This is a genomic window from Variovorax sp. 10L426, from assembly GCF_056395305.1.
Map to the genome: position 1 here is coordinate 22,082 of NZ_JBFTJF010000015.1, position 13,602 is coordinate 35,683.

Sequence of the window (13,602 nt, forward strand, 5' to 3'; positions counted from 1 at the left end):
GTCACTTGCATGCCGCGGGGGCCTTGTCGGCCGGGACGCCCTTGCAGAGCTCATCCTTCTTGATCCAGCCGGCCTTCACGACGACATCGAGGTTGTCGCGCGTGATCGGCACCGGCGTGAGGAAGCGCGAGGAGATGGCGACCTTCTTCTCGCCGCCGCTCCAGTCGGCCGCCTTCTCGGCGGGCTTGCCTTGTGCCAGCGCGACGGCGGCGGAAGCGGCTTCGCGGCCGAGTTCGCGCGCGTCCTTCCACACCGTGACGGTCTGAGTACCGTGTGCGACGCGATTGAGCGCAGCGAAGTCGGCATCCTGCCCCGACACCGGAATACCGCGAATGCCCTTCGCCGTGAGCGCGGCCACCGCGCCGCCTGCCGTGCCGTCATTGGAAGCCACCACCGCGTCGACCTTGTTGCCGGCCTTCGTGAGGATCTGCTCCATGTTCTTCTGCGCGACCTCGGGCTTCCAACCGTCGGTGTACTCGTCGCCGACGATCTTGATGTCGCCCTTCTTCACCGCATCGGCGATCACCTCCTGCTGGCCCGAGCGCAGGAAGTTGGCGTTCGGGTCGGTGGGCGAGCCCTTGATCATCACGTAGTTGCCCTTGGGCTGAATCTTGTAGACCGCGCGTGCCTGCATGCGGCCGACCTCGACGTTGTCGAAGGTGATGTAGAAAACGCCGGGCGTTTCGATCAGGCGGTCATAGGCGACCACAGGCACCTTCTGCTTCAGGGCCTTGTTGACCGCCGGCAGGATGGCGTCCTTGTCCATGGCCAGCACGATCAGGGCTTTCGCTCCCTTCGACATCAGGCCCTCGATGTCGCCAAGCTGCTTTTCGGGGGAGCCGCCCGCGTCGGCGCTGATGTACTTCGCGCCGAGTTTCTCGAGCTGCGCCTTCATGGCCGCCTCGTCCGTCTTCCAGCGCTCCTCCTGGAAATTGGACCAGCTGACGCCCACCACGGTCTGGGCGCAAGCGCCGATGGCGGTCAGGCCGAAGGCCAGGGTGGTCAGGGTGCGGGCGAGCTTCATGGACATGTCTCCAGGCTGTGATGGTTCATTGGCTCGAGTTAGTTCGAGTGCCGAACTAACTATCGCAGCCCACGGATTCGGCGGCCATCGGGACTATCCCTGCGGGTAAATGCGCTACATCGCGATTCGTCACGAGCGATACGATTTCGGGCGAAACGCACGCCGTGTGTGCGCTGGAGAACATATGGAGACTGAGATTTCCGTTGCGGCGAGCGCCGCGCTCTACCGAACGATGGTGCGCATCCGCGCGTTCGAAAATGCCGCGGAGGCCGCAAGCCAGGGCGGCGTGAGTGCCTATGGCCAGCAGGCCGCCGGCGCCGCCAAGGTGCGCGGGCCACTCCACCTGTCCACCGGCCAGGAGGCGGTTCCGGCCGGTGTCTGCGCGCATCTGACCGCCGCCGACTACCTCACCTCGACCCATCGCGGCCACGGCCACACGCTGGCCAAGGGCGCGAACCTGGGCCGCATGATGGACGAGCTTTTCGGCAAGGCGACCGGCTTCAACGGCGGCAAGGGTGGCTCCATGCACATCGCTGACTTCTCGGTCGGCATGCTGGGCGCAAACGGCGTCGTGGCGGCCGGTCTGCCGATCGCGGTCGGCGCGGCGCACGCGCAGAAGCTGCTGCAGAAGGACGCGATCACTGTCTGCTTCTTCGGCGACGGCGCGATCAATCGCGGGCCCTTTCTCGAAGCGCTCAACTGGGCCCGCGTGTATGAGTTGCCGGTGCTTTTCGTCTGCGAAGACAACCGCTGGAGCGCCACCACGGCCAGCGGCCCGATGACGGCCGGCGACGGTGCTTCGGCGCGCGCCGAAGCCATGGACATCGCCGCGACGCAGGTCGACGGCAACGACGTATTCAAGGTGCACACGGCGGCGGGAAAGTTGATCGCCGAAGTACGCGCAGGAAAGGGGCCGCGGATGCTGCACGCACTGACCTACCGGGTGAAGGGCCACGTGTCGGTCGATCCCGCCGCCTACCGCGACCCTGCCGAACTGGCCGCGGCGCTCGAAACCGACCCGATCGCGCATGCACGGGGCCGTCTGATCGATGACGGCGTCGACGGCGCGGTGCTCGACACCATCGAAGACGAGGCGCATGCGGAAGTCGAGGCCGCGCTCGCGGCCGCCGACGCGGCACCGTGGCCGGAGCCTTCCACCGCATTCACCGACGTGCAGACCACCGGAGCCGGTCAATGGACATGAGCAACGACATCGCCCGGGACCGCCCTGTCGCATCGCCAGCCGTCCAGGAACTCAGCTACGCAGAGGCCGCGGTGCTCGCGGTGCGGCGCGAGATGCAAGCCGACCCGCGCGTTGTGGTGCTCGGCGAAGACGTTGGCCGCGGCGGCATCTTCGGCCAATACAAGGGCCTTCAGGACGAATTCGGCCACGAGCGCGTGATCGACACGCCGATTTCCGAAGCCGCGATCATGGGCGCCGGCGTCGGCATGGCGCTCGCGGGCTTGCGCCCGATGGTCGAGATGCGCGTGGTCGACTTTGCGCTCTGCGGCATGGACGAACTCGTGAACCAGGCCGCCAAGAACCGCTTCATGTTCGGCGGCCAAGGCCGCGTGCCGCTGGTAGCGCGCATGCCGGGCGGCATCTGGGACGCCTCGGCAGCGCAGCATTCGCAATCGCTGGAGGCCTGGTTCGCGCACCTGCCCGGCGTGGTCGTGGTGAGCCCGTCCACGCCGCAGGACAACTACGCGCTCCTGCGCGCCGCCATGCAGTGCGGTGATCCGGTGGTCTACATCGAACACAAGACGCTGTGGGGTACACGGGGCCCTGTCGACGAGACGCAGGAGGTGCCGCTTGGCAAGGCCGCGCACCTGCGCCGCGGCAACACGCTGACGCTGGTCAGCTGGAGCCGCCAGATGCATGCCTGCATCGCCGCCTGCGACAGGCTGGCGGCGGAAGGCATCGACGTCGACCTCATCGACCTTCGCACGCTGTGGCCCTGGGACCGCGAGGTCGTGCTTGCATCGTGCGGACGCACCGGGCGCCTGTTGGTGATTCACGAGGCCGTGCAAGCCGCAGGCTTCGGCGCGGAAATCGCAGCGACGGCGGCCGAAGCGACCGGCTGCCGCATCGCCCGCCTGGGCGCGCCGCGTATTCCCGTCGGCTACGCGCCGGTGCTGGAAGCGCAATCGCGCGTGAGCGTCGATCAGATCGTGAACGCGGCCAGGACGTTGCGGGGATGAACGCCGACGCTGACGTCGACGCAACCGCGCCCAAGGCACCGCAGGTCCCGGCAACGGGGAACTCGGTCTTCTTCAAGCTGGTCCGCGTCGTCAACCTCACGGCGAGGCCGTTCCAGCAGCGCGTCGGCCGACAGCACCAGCTCACGCTGAACGAATGGCGCACCATGGCCGTGCTGGGTGCGCAGCCGGGACTCACGGCCACCCAGGTCGCCGACCTCACCGGGCTCGACAAGATGGCCGTCAGCCGCGCGCTGGCGGGTCTGCAACGCAACAAGCGCCTGCACCGCCACGAGGATCCGACCGACCTGCGGCGCAGCCGGCTCTTCCTGAGCAGCGTCGGCAAGGCGCTGTATGCCACGGTCGTCGTGCAGGCTCACGAACGCGAGGCCGAGTTGTTCGCAGGCGTTGGCGCCGACGAGTTGCAGCGACTGGACGCCACGCTCGACAAGCTGATCGCCTCGGTGGCCGGGAGCAGCGTCGGTCGCACGGGGTTTCCACCCGCGACGACGGGCGCGCTTCGACTGTAAAAACCGGATTCAAAGGAACACCCGAATGCCCCTCTTCTCTCTCGCCCGCCGCGGCGCCCTGACCCTTGTCGCGAGCGCGGCCCTCATTGCTATCGCCGGCCCCGCCGTCGCGGACACCGCCTGGCCCACCAAGCCCGTGCGCATCGTGGTGCCCTTCGCGCCGGGCGGCACCACCGACATCCTCGCGCGCGCCGTCGCGCCCGAACTCTCGAAGGCTTTTGGCCAGCAGTTCATCGTCGACAACCGGGCGGGCGCCGGCGGCAACGTCGGCGTCGAGATCGTGGCGAAGTCGCCCAACGATGGCTATACGCTGCTGATGGGCACAGTGGGCACTCACGGCATCAACCGCGCGCTCTACCCCAAGCTGCCCTTCGATCCCATCAAGGACTTCGCTCCCATCACCCTGGTCGCGGCGGTGCCGAACGTGATGGAAATGAACGTCGACAAGGCGAAGGCGCTGAACATCAACAGCGTCGCCGACTTCGTCAAGTACGCCAAGGCGAACCCCGGCAAGCTCAACATGGCATCGAGCGGCAGCGGCACGTCCATCCATCTGGCCGGGGAGCTTTTCAAGAGCATGACGGGCAGCTACATGATCCACATCCCTTACCGCGGATCGGGCCCTGCGCTGATGGACTTGGTGGGCGGCAACGCCGACGTCATGTTCGACAACCTGCCGTCTTCCATGCAGCAGATCAAGAGCGGCAAGCTCAAGGCACTCGCGGTGACCAGTTCACAGCGTTCCCCAGCGCTCCCCGACGTGCCCACCGTTGAAGAAGTCGGCGGCCCCACGCTCAAGGGCTACGAGGCCAGCTCATGGTTCGGCCTGCTCGCCCCGGCCGGCACCTCCCCGGACATCATCAACCGCATCCAGCACGAAGTCGCCAAGGCCCTCGCCACCCCCGCCCTCAAGGAAAAGATGGTTGCCCAAGGCGCCATCCCCAGCGGCAATACCCCCGCCGAATTCGCGAAGCTCATCGAAAGCGAACACGTCAAGTGGGCCGCAGTCGTGAAAGCATCCGGCGCCAAAGTCGACTAAATCAGCCCCGGCCCCATCCCAGAAATACCGCGGAACCGGCTCCGCCGGGCCGCTGGTGTTGCCCCCGGCGAGGGGGTGGGCGGCTACACGAAGTGAGCCAACCTGGGGGCGAGTCAAACACTCCAGGTCACGTCCTTGCCGTCGGCAAGGGACTCCTTGAGCATGTGCAGCAAAGGCTGCCCACGCTGCCGCAGCCCGATGTGCTGCTTCTCGGCATCCTCGTCGTGGCCCTCGACCGCATAGCTATCGGCGTTGTGGGCGTTTTTTCCCTCACGCGCCATGGCTGCCTCCAGCGCCGAAATGGCGGCGGGCATCTGCTCGATGGTGACGACACCCTGCGGCGCCGGCTCCTTGCCGATGATGTCGAACAGCTGCCGGGCATGGACTTCGAGCATCACGAAAGGGGGCGTCGCCCGAGAGTTGAATCGATACAGCATGGAGCCTCACTTGTAGATGTAATCCCGGACGAAAGGGTACTCCGATTGCGCGCCGCGCAGCGTCCTGGCTTCCACGTTGCCGTCCCTCTTGGTGGACAGCATCTGGTGCAACGAGATCCAGCCCTGTTCGAAGCTCATGGCTGAACCCGCCAGATAGAGGCGATAGGCGCGCAGGATGCGCTCGGCGTTCTCTTCCTGCCGCCCTCCGCCGCGCTTCAGGACTTCGCGCGCCGTGTCGAGCTGCGCATCGAGCGCGTCGGACCACGCCCAGAGCGTGCGCGCGTAGTGGGGGCGCAGGTTCTCGGTGTCGACCATCTCGAGCCCCGCAGCGGCCGTCTCGCGCAGCACGTGCGTCACATGAAGGAGTTCGCCGCCAGGGAAGATGTACTTCTCGATGAAGTCCCCCATGCCGGCGCCGAGCTGATGGTAGTTGAGTTGCCCGGACGTGATGCCGTGGTTCAAAACCAGGCCGCCGGGCTTCAGCAGCGAATGGATCTTCCGGAAATAGGTCGGCATGTTGGCGCTGCCGACGTGCTCGAACATGCCCACCGATGAAATCTTGTCGAAGGGCTTGGCTTCGTCGAGCTCGCGATAGTCGCGCAGTTCGACGCGGACGCGTCCTTGCAGGCCCTTTTCCTCGATCAGCCGCTGCACGTGCGCATGCTGGTTCTTGGACAGCGTGATGCCGGTCGCATCCACCCCGTAGTGCTCGGCGGCCCACATCAGGAGCGCGCCCCAGCCCGAGCCGACGTCGAGGAACCGCTCGCCGGGCTTCAGCAGGAGCTTGCGGCAGATGTGGTCGAGCTTGGCCTCCTGCGCCTCGGCGAGTGTCATGCCCGCGTCACGGAAGTAGGCGCACGAATACACGCGGCGCGGATCGAGCCATAACGCGTAGAAGTCGTCGGAGACGTCGTAGTGGAACTGGACCTGCGCCGCATCCCTGCCCCGGGAGTGCGCGCCGCGCGACTTGGCACGACGCTGCAGACGGCTCCACCAGCTCGTGTTGGTCTCGGCAGGATTGCCCGGCAGGAGGCCGACCGCCGCGCCGAACAGGTCGCGCATGGCGCCCTCGATCTGGACACGACCCTCGACGTAGGCCTCGCCGATGGCACCGATCTGGCGCCCTGCAAGCTTGGCGAGCGCCGACCATTCGTTGAAGGCAAGCGTCACGCGTGAGCCAGGCTTGGCAACTTGCCGACCGTCTGGCAGTCGCAGCGTGATGGGAACTGACAAAGTGGAAAGCTGGGACTCGATCTTCGGTATCAGGCTTTGCATGTCACTGATTCTTGCCAGCCCGCACGCCCTCGTCAACTGGGGTACCGGGACAACCCCAAGGGCACATCCGGCTTGACAGCAGATCGTTTATGTCTAAACTATTTATCCATGAATAGCTTCACCCCGAACCTTCACCGTGTGTTGTGCATCGGCGGCGGCCCTGCCGGCCTGTACTTCGCGCTGTTGATGAAAGCCCGGCAGCCGGCCCTCGACGTCACCGTCGTCGAGCGCAATCGCCCCTTCGACACCTTCGGCTGGGGTGTCGTGCTCAGCGACCAGACGCTCGCCAATTTGGCGGCGGCCGACCCGGACACCGCGACACTGATCGGCAGCGAGTTCCACCATTGGGACGACATCCAGGTGTTCTTCAAGGGACGCCAGGTGCGATCGGGCGGGCACGGCTTCTGCGGCATCGGCCGCAAGCGGCTCCTCAACATCCTGCAGGAGCGCTGCCTGGCGCTCGGCGTCAAGCTGGTGTTCGAAACCGACGTCACGGACGACCAGGCATTGGCCGCCCAGTACGACGCGGACCTCGTGATCGCCTGCGACGGGCTCAACAGCCGCATCCGCCAGCGCTATGCGGACGTTTTCGAACCTGACATTGACCTGCGTCAATGTCGCTTCGTCTGGCTCGGCACGAATCAGACTTTCGACGCTTTCACCTTCGCCTTCGAAAAGACGGAGCACGGCTGGTTCCAGGCCCATGCTTATCAGTTCGACGGCAAGACGTCGACCTTCATCGTCGAGACGCCCGAAGCCGTCTGGCAGGCCCATGGTCTCGACAGGATGGAGCAGCCGGAAGCGATTGCCTTCTGCGAGCAGCTCTTCGCGAAGTACCTGGATGGTCACAAGCTGATCAGCAATGCCACGCACCTGCGCGGCTCGGCCAACTGGATTCGTTTCCCGCGGGTCGTGTGCAAGCACTGGACGCACCGCATCGAGGTCAATGGCAAGCCCGTGCCGGTCGTGCTGATGGGCGATGCCGCGCACACGGCGCACTTCTCCATCGGTTCGGGCACCAAGCTCGCGCTCGAAGATGCCATCGATCTTGCCAACGAATTCGCCACCGGCGGCGGCATCGACGAAGTACTCGAAGCCTACGAGGCCCGGCGCAGCGTCGAAGTGCTCAAGATCCAGAACGCAGCCCGCAACTCGACCGAATGGTTCGAGAACGTGCCGCGCTACACGGGCATGGAGATCGAACAGTTCGCCTACTCGCTGCTCACCCGGTCGCAGCGCATCAGCCACGAGAACCTGCGCCTGCGCGACACGAAATGGCTGGGCGGCTACGAGCAATGGCTGTCCGGCGGCAAACCGCTGCCTCCGATGCTGATGCCGCTCACCGTGCGCGGACTGACGCTCAAGAACCGCATCGTCTGCTCGCCGATGGCGACCTACAGCGCAGTCGATGGCGTGCCGCAGGACTTCCTGCTGGTCCACCTCGGCGCACGCGCACTCGGCGGCGCCGCCATGGTGTTCGTGGAAATGACCAGCCCGACCCCCGAAGGCCGCATCACGCCGGCTTGCACAGGGCTCTACAACGATGCGCAATCGGCGGCATTCAAGCGCATCGTCGATTTCGTGCACAAGCAGTCGAGCGCGAAGATCGGCATGCAGTTGGGTCACAGCGGCCCCAAGGGCTCCACGCAAGTCGGCTGGGAAGGCACCGACGAGCCGCTGCCGGTTGGCAACTGGCCGCTGATCGCTGCCAGCGCGCTGGCGTATGGCGAACAGAACCAACTGCCCGCGCAGATGACGCGCGCCGACATGGACATCCTGCGCGATCAGTTCGTGGCCTCCACGAAGCGCGCGGCCGAGGCCGGCTTCGACTGGCTCGAGCTGCACTGCGCGCACGGCTATCTGCTTTCGTCCTTCCTCAGTCCGCTGACCAATCTGCGCACGGATGAGTATGGCGGCGACATCGACAACCGCCTGCGCTATCCGCTCGAAGTGTTCCGCGCGATGCGCGCCGCATGGCCGGCCGATCGCCCGATGAGCGTTCGCATTTCGGCGCATGACTGGGCGCCCGGCGGCAATACCGACGCCGATGCGATCGTGATGGCGCGTGCTTTCAAGGAAGCCGGTTGCGACTTCATCGACGTCTCGTCGGGTCAGACCACGCGCGAGGCAAAGCCGGTGTACGGCCGCATGTACCAGACGCCTTTTGCGGACCGCATTCGCAATGAGGTGGGCATCTCGACCATCGCCGTCGGCGCCATCACCGATGCCGATCAGGCCAACAGCATCATCGCCGCGGGTCGCGCCGACTTGTGTGCCATTGCGCGACCGCACCTGGCAGACCCGGCGTGGACCTTGCACGAAACCGCCAAGCTGCAGAACCGCGATATCGAATGGCCGAAGCAGTATCTGAGCGGGCGCGACCAGATGTACCGCGAGATCGCAAAGCAGCAGCAACTCGCGGCAGCGCTGGCGACAGCACCGCGCGTGCCCGAAGAGGAGCAATAGATGGACCTCGAAGCCAGAGCCCACAGCGAGCACCCCGACGAGCTTCGTCTCTGGTTGCGCCTGCTGACCTGCACCCAGCTGATCGAGAAGCAGGTCCGCAATGAATTGCGCGAGCAGTTCGCGACGACGCTGCCCCGATTCGATCTCATGTCGCAACTCGAGCGTGCACCCGAAGGGCTCAAGATGAACGAGCTCTCGCGACGCATGATGGTCACCGGCGGCAACGTCACCGGCATCACCGACCAGCTGGTCACGGAAGGGCTGGTGGAGCGTGTCGACGTCGCAGGCGACCGCCGTGCATGGCGCGTTCGCCTCACGACGCGGGGCCGCAAGCTCTTCAACGACATGGCACAGCAGCACGAGGCATGGATCTGCGATGCCTTCGCCGCGCTGAACAGCAAGGAAATCGCCCAATTGCACAAGCTGCTGGGCAAGGTCAAGCAACATTCACATCAACAATTGGCGGAGGCTCTATGAAGCATTACATCGGCGCGGACAGTCCCATGCGCGCGCAGTTCGAACCCAAGGCCGGCTACGTGGCCACGCATTTCTCGTGGTCTTTCGACGCTGGCGTCGGCACGATCACGCTGAACCGACCGGAGCGCAAGAACCCGCTGACCTTCGATTCGTACGCGGAACTGCGCGACTTGTTTCGCGCACTGAGCTTCGCCACCGACGTGAAGGCGATCGTGGTGACTGGTGCGGGCGGCAACTTCTGCTCCGGCGGTGACGTGCACGAGATCATCGGGCCGCTGACCCGCATGCGCATGCCGGAACTGCTGGAGTTCACGCGCATGACGGGTGACCTCGTGAAGGCGATCCGCCACTGCCCGCAACCCATCGTGGGCGCGATCGACGGCGTCTGCGCCGGGGCCGGCGCGATGATCGCCCTGGCTTGCGACCTTCGCTATGGGACGCCTTCCACGCGCACCGCATTCCTGTTCACCCGCGTCGGACTCGCGGGCGCCGACATGGGCGCGTGCGCGCTCCTGCCTCGCGTCATCGGCCAGGGGCGTGCCTCCGAACTGCTCTTTACCGGCCGCGCGATGACGGCTCAGGAAGGGCACGCATGGGGCTTCTTCAATGCGTTGCACGAGAGCGGTGCCCTTGTCGGCGCCGCCACCGCGATGGCCCGCGAGTTGGCCGAAGGCCCGAGCTTTGCGCATGGCATGACCAAGACCATGCTGTCGCAGGAATGGTCGATGACGATCGACCAGGCCATCGAAGCCGAGGCCCAGGCTCAAGCGATCTGCATGCAGACCGAGGACTTCAAGCGCGCCTACGAAGCCTTCGCCGCGAAGCGCAAGCCCGTGTTCGGAGGGGATTGATCCATGGCTGCATCTGCTGTCGATCCCTCCACGGGGCACTTGGCGCTGCCCTTCTTCGAAGAGGCGCATCGAACGCTCGCGCGCGAACTCCTGCCTTGGGCCGCAGCCCAGTCCGTGGACGAGCACGACGACCGCGCGGCCTGCCGCGACTGGGTCCGGAGGCTGGGCGATGCTGGCTGGCTGCGCTACTGCGTGCCCGCTGCTTCGGGTGGCGCGCTCGACAAGCTCGATTCGCGTGCCCTCGTGCTGCTGCGCGAGACGCTGGCGTTCCACTCTCCACTGGCTGACTTCGCATTCGCGATGCAGGGCCTGGGCAGCGGTGCCATCACGCTGGCAGGCACTGCTGCGCAGCATGCGGACTATCTCGCGCCCGTCGGGCGCGGCGACAAGATCGCGGCCTTCGCGCTCAGCGAACCCGAAGCGGGCTCGGACGTCGGTGCCATGGCGATGCGCGCCGAGGAAACGGCTGACGGCTGGCGCCTGACGGGTGAGAAGACCTGGATCAGCAACGGCGGCATCGCCGACTTCTATTGCGTGTTCGCAAAGACCGATCCGACCGCCGGCGCCCGCGGGATCACCGCCTTCATCGTCGATGCCAAGACGCCCGGACTCGACACGTCGGCGCACATCGACGTCATGGCGCCGCATCCGCTCGCGACCCTGCGTTTCGACGGTTGCGTGGTGCCGCGCAGTGCCCAATTGGGCGAGTTGCACGGCGGCTTCAAGCTTGCGATGCGCACGCTCGACATCTTCCGCGCGTCGGTCGCCGGCGCCGCGCTCGGGATGGCTCGCCGCGCGTTGTCCGAGGCCGTTCAATACACGCGGAAGCGAAAGATGTTCGGCCAGACGCTGGCAGACTTCCAGCTCACGCAGGCGAAGCTCGGCGAGATGGCGGCGTTGATCGACGCTGGTGCGCTGCTGACTTATCGCGCCGCGTGGATGCGTGACGACAGCGAACGCCGCGGCGAGGCTCCGGTGGGCGACCTGACCGCTGCCGCGGCCATGGCCAAGATGACCGCAACCGAGAACGCAAGCCGCGTGATCGACATGGCACTTCAAATGCACGGCGGCCTCGGCGTCAAGGTCGGCACGAAGGTCGAAAGCCTCTATCGCGACATCCGCTCGCTGCGCATCTACGAAGGCGCGACGGAAGTGCAACAACTCATCATCGGCAAATCCGTATTGAGGGCCAAATGACTTCAAGTGCGCAGATCGATCGCTTTGTACATGACCGGCTCCCGCCGGCGGATCAACTACCGATCTTCCGGTACGACCTGCCCGAACTTCAGTTGCCGGACCGCTTGAATCTGGTGGAAGAGCTGCTGGACAAGGCGGCCTCCAAGGGCTTCGCCGACAAGCCGATGCTGCGTTCACCGAGCCAGACCTTGACTTATGCCGAGGCGGCGGTCGAAGTCAACCGCATCGCCCAGGTGCTGACCGAAGACCTCGGCCTGGTGCCGGGCAATCGCGTGCTGCTGCGAGGCGGAAACTCGATCGCCATGGCGCTGTCATGGCTCGGCGTGGTCAAGGCCGGGATGATTGCCGTCGCCACGATGCCCCTGCTGCGCGCGAAGGAGCTGGGAGAGATCCTGGAGAAGGCGCAGCCTGCCGTCGCGCTTTGCGACGGGAAGCTGCTCGACGAGCTTCAGGCGGCGCAACTGCAGCATCCCGTTCTGAAGACGATCGTGGCATTCAACCAGTCAGACGTACCAGACTCGCTATCGGCGCGCGCGGCTGGCAAGAACGGCGCCTTCAATGCGTGTCCAACCTCTGCCGACGACATCGCACTGCTTGCCTTCACGTCCGGAACGACAGGCAAGCCCAAGGCGCCGGTCACCACGCATCGAGACGTGCTGGTGATGTGCGAGACCTGGCCGCGCCATGTCCTGCGGGCTCGCAGCGACGACGTCGTGATCGGCTCTCCGCCGTTGGCATTCACTTTCGGGTTGGGCGGATTGTTGATCTTCCCGATGTACGCGGGCGCCTCCGTGTACTTTCACGATGTGCCGTACACGCCCGAATCGATGGTGCAGGTGATCCGCAACGTCGGCGCGACCATCAGCTACACAGCGCCCACGTTCTATCGGCAGATGGCCGCGTTCGCGAAAGAGGCCGGCGTGCCGAGTCTCCGCATCAGCGTCAGCGCCGGCGAGGCACTGCCAGATGCGACACGTCAACTCTGGAAGCAGGCGACCGGCCTGGAGATGCTCGATGGCATCGGCGGAACCGAGGTATTTCACATCTACATTTCCGCTGCGGGAGACGAAATCCGTCGTGGAGCGGTGGGAAGAGCCGTTCCGGGATTCACCGCCAAGATCGTCGACGATGAGGGCAATGAAGTCCCCCGAGGCACGGTGGGCAAGCTGGCCATCATCGGCCCCGTGGGTTGTCGCTATCTCGACGACGCCCGCCAGGCGGACTACGTGCGGAATGGATGGAACTACCCTGGCGATGCGTTTGTCGAGGACGAGGACGGATACTTCTTCTACCAGTCCCGCGCTGACGACATGATCGTCACGGCGGGCTACAACGTCGGCGGCCCGGAGGTCGAGGACGCTCTCCTCAAACACCCGGCCGTGGCTGAATGCGGCGTGATCGGCAAACCCGATGAAGAGCGCGGCATGATCGTCAAGGCCTTCTGCGTGCTCAAGCCCGGCCATGCCGGTGACGCTGTCATGGTCAAGGCACTCCAAGACCACGTCAAGGCGACTATCGCGCCTTTCAAATACCCCCGGGAGATCGAATTCGTGGCGAGCCTGCCGCGAACCGAGACCGGGAAACTCCAACGATTCAAACTGAGGCAATTGGCATGATCAAATTTCTGCAACCCCCGGGCTGGGCTCCTCCGAAGGGCTATGCCAACGGCGTCGCCGCCCGCGGAACCATGGTGTTCGTCGGCGGACAAATCGGTTGGAATGCACAACAGCAGTTCGAATCGGATGACTTCATCGAACAAACGGGCCTCGCGCTGCGAAACATCGCCGCAGTGCTGCGCGAGGCTGGTGCAGGACCGGAGCACATGGTGCGTATGACGTGGTACGTGACCGACCGGGACGAATACAACCGCCGATTGGGCGAGCTCGGCCCTGTCTACCGCGACGCCATGGGAAAGAACTTCCCGGCAATGACCTGCGTGCAGGTTGCAGCACTCGTCGAATCGCGCGCCAAGGTTGAGATTGAAGTGACGGCCGTAGTGCCTGACTAGGCTTCAGCCCTTGCGCACATAGAGACGTGCCGCCCGCCCGCCGCCCAGATGCCGAAGTGCAGCTGGGCGCATAGCTCTTTCCGCGGCGCTCAGCGGCAG

Annotated in this window: 13 protein-coding genes; 10 read left to right on the forward strand and 3 right to left on the reverse strand. The window is 65.4% G+C overall.

Going from position 1 to position 13,602, the window contains the following annotated elements; genetic code table 11:
- Position 1: 1 nt before the first annotated feature.
- Positions 2-1,024, reverse strand: a complete 1,023-nt coding sequence (xylF, locus tag AC1DHL_RS21170) for a D-xylose ABC transporter substrate-binding protein (RefSeq protein ID WP_478098862.1) — start codon at positions 1,022-1,024, stop codon at positions 2-4.
- A 184-nt stretch (positions 1,025-1,208) separates the two neighbouring features.
- Between xylF and AC1DHL_RS21175 the strand changes: the two genes are divergently transcribed.
- From AC1DHL_RS21175 to AC1DHL_RS21190, 4 genes are read left to right on the forward strand one after another with little or no spacing between them, the layout of a single operon-like run.
- Entirely contained in the window at positions 1,209-2,228 is a 1,020-nt protein-coding gene (locus tag AC1DHL_RS21175) for a thiamine pyrophosphate-dependent dehydrogenase E1 component subunit alpha (RefSeq protein WP_478163261.1), read from the forward strand.
- The gene (locus tag AC1DHL_RS21180; protein WP_478163262.1) at positions 2,219-3,226 is read left to right on the forward strand and encodes an alpha-ketoacid dehydrogenase subunit beta; all 1,008 of its coding nucleotides are present in this window, start codon (positions 2,219-2,221) and stop codon (positions 3,224-3,226) included. Before AC1DHL_RS21175 ends, AC1DHL_RS21180 begins: the two co-directional genes overlap by 10 nt.
- Positions 3,223-3,753, forward strand: a complete 531-nt coding sequence (locus AC1DHL_RS21185) for a MarR family winged helix-turn-helix transcriptional regulator (protein WP_478163263.1) — start codon at positions 3,223-3,225, stop codon at positions 3,751-3,753. The genes AC1DHL_RS21180 and AC1DHL_RS21185 overlap by 4 nt, the downstream gene beginning before the upstream one ends.
- A 25-nt stretch (positions 3,754-3,778) precedes the next feature.
- Positions 3,779-4,792: a Bug family tripartite tricarboxylate transporter substrate binding protein gene (locus AC1DHL_RS21190; protein ID WP_478163264.1), complete on the forward strand. Its 1,014-nt coding sequence runs from the start codon at positions 3,779-3,781 to the stop codon at positions 4,790-4,792.
- Positions 4,793-4,905: 113 nt separating this feature from the next.
- Here AC1DHL_RS21190 and AC1DHL_RS21195 read toward each other — a convergent pair whose 3' ends face one another.
- Together AC1DHL_RS21195 and AC1DHL_RS21200 are read right to left on the reverse strand one after the other, a co-directional pair.
- Positions 4,906-5,229: a DUF1840 domain-containing protein gene (locus AC1DHL_RS21195; protein WP_478163265.1), complete on the reverse strand. Its 324-nt coding sequence runs from the start codon at positions 5,227-5,229 to the stop codon at positions 4,906-4,908.
- A 6-nt stretch (positions 5,230-5,235) separates the two neighbouring features.
- On the reverse strand, positions 5,236-6,504 hold the full coding sequence (locus tag AC1DHL_RS21200; protein ID WP_478163266.1) for a class I SAM-dependent methyltransferase: 1,269 nt from the start codon (positions 6,502-6,504) through the stop codon (positions 5,236-5,238).
- A 108-nt stretch (positions 6,505-6,612) separates the two neighbouring features.
- Between AC1DHL_RS21200 and AC1DHL_RS21205 the strand changes: the two genes are divergently transcribed.
- The 6 genes from AC1DHL_RS21205 to AC1DHL_RS21230 are packed head-to-tail and all read left to right on the forward strand — an operon-like array spanning position 6,613 to position 13,503.
- Complete coding sequence (locus tag AC1DHL_RS21205; RefSeq protein ID WP_478163267.1) at positions 6,613-8,970, forward strand: bifunctional salicylyl-CoA 5-hydroxylase/oxidoreductase; 2,358 nt, start codon at positions 6,613-6,615, stop codon at positions 8,968-8,970.
- Positions 8,971-9,447, forward strand: coding sequence for a MarR family winged helix-turn-helix transcriptional regulator (locus AC1DHL_RS21210; RefSeq protein WP_478163268.1), 477 nt, complete (start codon positions 8,971-8,973; stop codon positions 9,445-9,447).
- A complete protein-coding gene (locus AC1DHL_RS21215) occupies positions 9,444-10,298 on the forward strand; it encodes an enoyl-CoA hydratase family protein (RefSeq protein ID WP_478163269.1) in 855 nt (284 codons plus the stop codon). The genes AC1DHL_RS21210 and AC1DHL_RS21215 overlap by 4 nt, the downstream gene beginning before the upstream one ends.
- A gap of 3 nt (positions 10,299-10,301) precedes the next feature.
- Positions 10,302-11,495 carry an acyl-CoA dehydrogenase family protein gene (locus AC1DHL_RS21220; protein ID WP_478163270.1) on the forward strand — a complete coding sequence of 398 codons (1,194 nt, stop codon included), beginning with the start codon at positions 10,302-10,304 and terminating at the stop codon, positions 11,493-11,495.
- Entirely contained in the window at positions 11,492-13,111 is a 1,620-nt protein-coding gene (locus AC1DHL_RS21225; protein ID WP_478163271.1) for an AMP-binding protein, read from the forward strand. The genes AC1DHL_RS21220 and AC1DHL_RS21225 overlap by 4 nt, the downstream gene beginning before the upstream one ends.
- Positions 13,108-13,503, forward strand: coding sequence for a RidA family protein (locus AC1DHL_RS21230; RefSeq protein WP_478163272.1), 396 nt, complete (start codon positions 13,108-13,110; stop codon positions 13,501-13,503). Before AC1DHL_RS21225 ends, AC1DHL_RS21230 begins: the two co-directional genes overlap by 4 nt.
- Positions 13,504-13,602 lie beyond the last annotated feature (99 nt).

Coding starts and splice junctions, on each gene's coding strand:
- xylF (WP_478098862.1), bottom strand. CDS start 1,024: ATGAAGCTCGCCCGCACCCTGACCACCCTGGCCTTCGGCCTGACCGCC.
- AC1DHL_RS21175 (WP_478163261.1), top strand. CDS start 1,209: ATGGAGACTGAGATTTCCGTTGCGGCGAGCGCCGCGCTCTACCGAACG.
- AC1DHL_RS21180 (WP_478163262.1), top strand. CDS start 2,219: ATGGACATGAGCAACGACATCGCCCGGGACCGCCCTGTCGCATCGCCA.
- AC1DHL_RS21185 (WP_478163263.1), top strand. CDS start 3,223: ATGAACGCCGACGCTGACGTCGACGCAACCGCGCCCAAGGCACCGCAG.
- AC1DHL_RS21190 (WP_478163264.1), top strand. CDS start 3,779: ATGCCCCTCTTCTCTCTCGCCCGCCGCGGCGCCCTGACCCTTGTCGCG.
- AC1DHL_RS21195 (WP_478163265.1), bottom strand. CDS start 5,229: ATGCTGTATCGATTCAACTCTCGGGCGACGCCCCCTTTCGTGATGCTC.
- AC1DHL_RS21200 (WP_478163266.1), bottom strand. CDS start 6,504: ATGCAAAGCCTGATACCGAAGATCGAGTCCCAGCTTTCCACTTTGTCA.
- AC1DHL_RS21205 (WP_478163267.1), top strand. CDS start 6,613: ATGAATAGCTTCACCCCGAACCTTCACCGTGTGTTGTGCATCGGCGGC.
- AC1DHL_RS21210 (WP_478163268.1), top strand. CDS start 8,971: ATGGACCTCGAAGCCAGAGCCCACAGCGAGCACCCCGACGAGCTTCGT.
- AC1DHL_RS21215 (WP_478163269.1), top strand. CDS start 9,444: ATGAAGCATTACATCGGCGCGGACAGTCCCATGCGCGCGCAGTTCGAA.
- AC1DHL_RS21220 (WP_478163270.1), top strand. CDS start 10,302: ATGGCTGCATCTGCTGTCGATCCCTCCACGGGGCACTTGGCGCTGCCC.
- AC1DHL_RS21225 (WP_478163271.1), top strand. CDS start 11,492: ATGACTTCAAGTGCGCAGATCGATCGCTTTGTACATGACCGGCTCCCG.
- AC1DHL_RS21230 (WP_478163272.1), top strand. CDS start 13,108: ATGATCAAATTTCTGCAACCCCCGGGCTGGGCTCCTCCGAAGGGCTAT.